This window comes from Aquiflexum sp. (genome assembly GCF_041749095.1).
Classification (GTDB): domain Bacteria; phylum Bacteroidota; class Bacteroidia; order Cytophagales; family Cyclobacteriaceae; genus Aquiflexum.
On sequence record NZ_JBGTCA010000131.1, the window covers coordinates 1 to 4,936 of the forward strand.

Annotated in this window: 2 protein-coding genes; one reads left to right on the forward strand and one right to left on the reverse strand. The window is 41.2% G+C overall.

The window, feature by feature from the left end; all coding sequences use genetic code 11:
- The coding region (locus ACEW8O_RS07005; RefSeq protein ID WP_373493907.1) for a M43 family zinc metalloprotease at window positions 1–3,020 on the reverse strand (3,020 nt) is incomplete at its 3' end.
- A 212-nt stretch (window positions 3,021–3,232) separates the two neighbouring features.
- Here ACEW8O_RS07005 and ACEW8O_RS07010 point away from each other — a divergent pair.
- Window positions 3,233–4,672 carry a hypothetical protein gene (locus tag ACEW8O_RS07010; RefSeq protein WP_373493908.1) on the forward strand — a complete coding sequence of 480 codons (1,440 nt, stop codon included), beginning with the start codon at window positions 3,233–3,235 and terminating at the stop codon, window positions 4,670–4,672.
- Window positions 4,673–4,936 lie beyond the last annotated feature (264 nt).

Consider the following 4,936-nt stretch of genomic DNA (forward strand, 5'->3'; position numbering starts at 1 on the left):
CCTCTGGAGAAATTCCTGGAACTGAAGGTATATGTTTGGTTTAGGGTATTGGGATAATCGACATCATGGACTACGGCGCCATTGGCGTTGATGATCTGGATATTGACAATTTCAAAACTCCTCAGGTTAAATGCGATATTGAACACATCCCTGGCAGGATTTGGGAAAAGCACTGCATTACCACTTTCAGGCCTGACAGGATTGGGGTCGGCTCTCAGGAAGAATTCAAATCTATCGAAGTAAATTGGGCTGTTGTTAACAGAGCCATTTTCCACGACAAGGGCCATCCTGCCGTTTTGGTTACCTCCCCCGGCAAATTGGGAAAGGTCTACAAATTCATTTCTATAACTTGCACTGCTGTTTCTGTCCACATTGGGAGTATTCACTGTAGTAATTTCCGATCCCGTTTTTCTCCATAATTCAGTGTAGGTTTGTCCACCATCAGGACTACCAAGAACCTTAAGGACAGTATTGGGATCTACCTGTCCCGCAGCCATTTCAAAATGAATACTGGCCTGGGAGCTTTTTGACAGATCCAGTAAAGGTGAGGCAAGCCAATAACTGTTATCCGGCAAAGTATTTTGGAGGACAACTACATTGTCTGATAAGGTTCCTGATTGTACGGGTACTAAAGTAAATGCAGTATTATTATTCTCGGGGTTGACTGAAATCCAAGGGCTTAAGGTAGTCCTGTTCACAAAATTTTCCCGCCATGGAGATGTTAGTCTATTGAAATCATGTACTACATACTGGATGAGTCGAATCGGATCCCGTTCATTTTGGTCAAAGCTTGGAAATAAAATGGCGTAATCAAGTTTGTTCAATCCATCGGTGGTTGACTTGGGCATTGTAAGTTCCAAAGTTCCGCCGGGAGGAACCATGACCCTAACATCGTAAAACTGCGCGGTCCCGTTGTTTGTCTGCCTTCTGAAAATAAAACCGGTCAATGGTAAATTTCCGGTATTGGTGAGGAGCACTTTTTCCTCAGTATTGGTATTGGTGCTGACAGTAAGGGGCATAAGTAGGCTATCCAGTCTTGCATCATACCTATATACTTCCTCTTCCAATATTTCCAAATCTTTGATATAGATGTTGTTGCCATTGTCATTTTCGTTGATAATGGCAATCCGTACATCCGAAAATCCGGCATATTCGCTCAAATTTAGTAATTCCCTTCTAAATTGACTTTCGCTGGTTGGGATAAATTCCCCGGAAATCAGCTCAGTAGTACTCAAAAACCTCCAATCTTTGGCATAATTGGCATTGAGTATTTCAAAATTATTTCCACAATCAGTGGATACTGCGATGGTCAGGAAATCGGAAGAGTCATCATTCGACCTGGCAGCATGGGCCAGCATAAAAGTCAACTGTGCATTGGTCGTATTGCTCAGGTCTATTCTTGGCGAAAGTAAAATATCCCTTTGCCTAACATTTTCAAAAGTGGGATACCTGAAATTTCTTATCACCAAAGCCTCTGTGCTTTGGCCGTCCAATGTCAATACGGTCCTTTCCCAGGTAAGTGAATCATCAGGGTTTTCAATGATCCAGTCAATGCCAATATCATCCAAATTGAGAGCGTATGGTAAGGAAATTTCAGGTTGTAAAACAGGGGAGGATGAAAATTGATTATTGGAAGGATTAGGGTCAACCACATTGTTGACCAATATAATCCGTATTTCAAAATCATTACCTGTAGGGGGTAAGGATATTGGATCAAAGGACAGGATTTCGGATTCAAATTCTCCAAGATCCAAATCAAAATCCTTTGTTTCAAGGACGACGCCATTATTGATGATGCTAAGACGGGCGGAATTGATTCTGTTCAGTCCATTGTTGAAAACTTCCACCTTTGGTACAAATTCCAGATTACAGAAAAGATCCAAAGGCTCCAATACTCTCGCTATTCCCAAGTCATTTTCAAATCGTATTGGGGCAAAGGCTGCCCGGCTGTTTACCAAACTTGCCCTAAAAGGACTCTCAGCCAAGACCACATCAATCCTATCCACCTGACCTTGTGTAAATAAATTCTGACATGCATCAGGGGTATAATCCATAAAATTTTCAGACATGTCCCTGCTATCGCAGGAAAATTTGGGTGCAGTCAGTCGGCAATTGTAATTGTTAGCTTCAAATTGTAAAGGGGTATCAGCCACAAAATCATCTAAGTCACAACCCGTCAAATTGGCATTTCCGGCAGCCCAAGTATGGTGAAGACCCAGGAAATGTCCCACTTCATGGGTCAGTGTTCTCCCCCTTGAATTATTGTCAGCATTACCACCTTCACCAAACCATCTAAAGTTCATCCAAACCCCATTAAACCCTTCAAAAAGATCCGCAGGACCTGACCCGGGAAGACTCATAAATGGTAATACAGAAAATCCAAGAAGGTTTGGATTGGAAAATTGCAACACCCAAATATTCAAGTACTCATCGGGAGGCCATTGGGAAGTTTGCCAAAGAGATGTTGCTGCATTAATGTCGTATGAATTAAGTGGCCCCTGTACCCTGACCACTCCATCTGTTGGCCTACCGAGGGGATCCTGTTTGGCCAATACGAATTCTACATGGGCATCAGCAGCCACCGGGAGAAATTCGACCGGCGTCTGAATGGCATCCGGATTCATTCTCCTAAAATCCTCATTCAAAACCCTTATCTGCGACTCAATCTGTTGCATAGGGATGTTGGCACCGGTTCCAACTGCTGTCCCGGTGTGGATGACATGGATCACAACCGGGATTACCCTGACTTCTTGTTGTTTTCTTTGAATCGCCGGATCGGATTTTCTTTTCCTGATTTTTTCCTCCATCCATTCTTCAAATTTCTCGGTTTCATTTTTAAGACCGAATTTTTCCCGAATCATTTCTGTGGCGTGAACTGTGCCGCATTGTTCATCATGGACATGTTCTGTTTTAAAGAGGGTACCAAAACTTCTCTGTGCGGAGCTGTTTTGCAGGTTAAAAAATAAAAGGAATACTGCAAATAGTAAGGCTTTGAATAAAGAAGATTGAAGGAGCTTCATACTGATAAATGAGAACTTAAGGAATCAGGGAATTCAATATGTAAAACAAGAAATTGATTATACAGTTTTGAAATTCGCATTTTTTTGAAAACTAGTTCAAATTAACATAAAATAAAAGTATTTTTTTTTACTAAGATTACAGGTTTATAGGTTTATGGTTTGAAAATAATGGATAATTTAGCCAAAAATTTATCACTCATAAGTTTACGGATTTGCAGCGGGGTATTTTTATTTCAGTTCTATTTGCCATAGTGATCTTTCAGATATTGGGAGAAAAAGTACCTGTCAATGAAGGTGCTTATGGAGATGGCGTGTTTTACAGGGAGGTAGCGGTTTCCTTTTTGGACCAAATAGAAGATGAAAGCTATAACATGGTTCAGATTCAACGTCTGCTTCCCTTTGCGATGGTAAACATGATTTTTTCATTGTTTGGGTTTGACCATGATTATGATAGTCTGATGAGCGGAATGTTGATCTTCCATTTTTTGATGCTGATTCCGGGGATTTACTGGTATTTCTCGCTGACCAACAAAATGAGACTGAGAAGTTCAATGACCTTTTTGGGATTTATTCTGTTATTTGTCAATTTCGCCATACTGAAAGAAACCTGGTACAACCCTTTTTCCACTGATTTTACAGCGTTGATATTGGGAATAGGACAGGTCAATTATTTTGTGAGGCACGAAAGACAAAAGCTTTTTTTGGTTTCAATTATAGGTGGCTTTGTTTGGCCGACTTTATTGCTGACGGGTCTGATTCTGATTTTTTTACCGAGTGATTCCATGCAGTTGCATGAAGGACCAAGACCAAAATCCTTTTTTCCTATTTTGGCATCTGCTGTATTTCTATTGCTCCTGATACTTATCAGTTCTTTTACCGGGCGATTTGCTTCCGGTGAAACCTGGAATATTGTATTGCACAAGCTTTCCTTGCTGTCAATGGTAGCCTTTGCTTTTATTTTTATGTTCAAAAATCCCATTCAATGGAAAGTAAGTTGGCTGCTGTTCAGAAAAAAGCTTAAATCACAAAAAGCCATCAGACTGTTGATGATCTTGTTGGCATTTGTATTTGTTGTTTTTCTATTGTCAGGAAGCAACCACAATATCAATACCGAGGGACTTATGCAGGGGTATTTTGGGGGGATGTTACGATATCCTCTGGATTTTCTTGTGGGGCATTTGATGTATTTTGGATTTATCATCCCACTTTCCCTGGTGTTTTTTCCAAGGATGGTCAAAGAAATGGCCAAATTGGGAATGGGATTTACGGTCGTTTGTCTGATCCTGTTTATTCTGGTATTACATCCCGAATCCAGGCTGTTGATGCCTTTGATCCCTTTTCTGGTTTTTTTGTTGTTGAAGGCATTGAGGGCCTACAGGATTTTGGATAAGGATTTATATATCGTAGCGGGCCTGAATGTATTTTTGTCGGCTTTTTGGTGGCCTCTCAATGTGAAAGGCATGTCAGAGGCGTTGTCATCGTTCCAAAGGGAGGTCATCCATGCCTTTCCTGCGCAAAGGTATTGGATGCATTTTGGGGATATGATGTCATGTCCTGTGTATTTTGTGGGAGGGATATTATTCTGTATTCTGGTCTTTTTGGCATGGCGGGGGAAAGGTAGGTATATTAGGCAGAGTAAGCAGTCTCAATAGGCAGTGTTCAGTAGGCAGTGTTCAGTGGCAGTGTTCAGTGGGCAGTGTTCAGTGGGCAGTGTTCAGTAGGCAGTTGACGATGCCTGAATTCCACTGACCATTTTTGTTAACTGTGCACTTTGGATATTGCATAGATTACATCTGGATTCTGAAGCTTTTGTTTGGCTTTAAAATGATGGGGCTCGATGCCCCACCATTTTAATTGCGTCGATTGACTCTGTCATCTTCGCTTCTGTTTGGCTCCTTGAATGTAACCATTTTTTT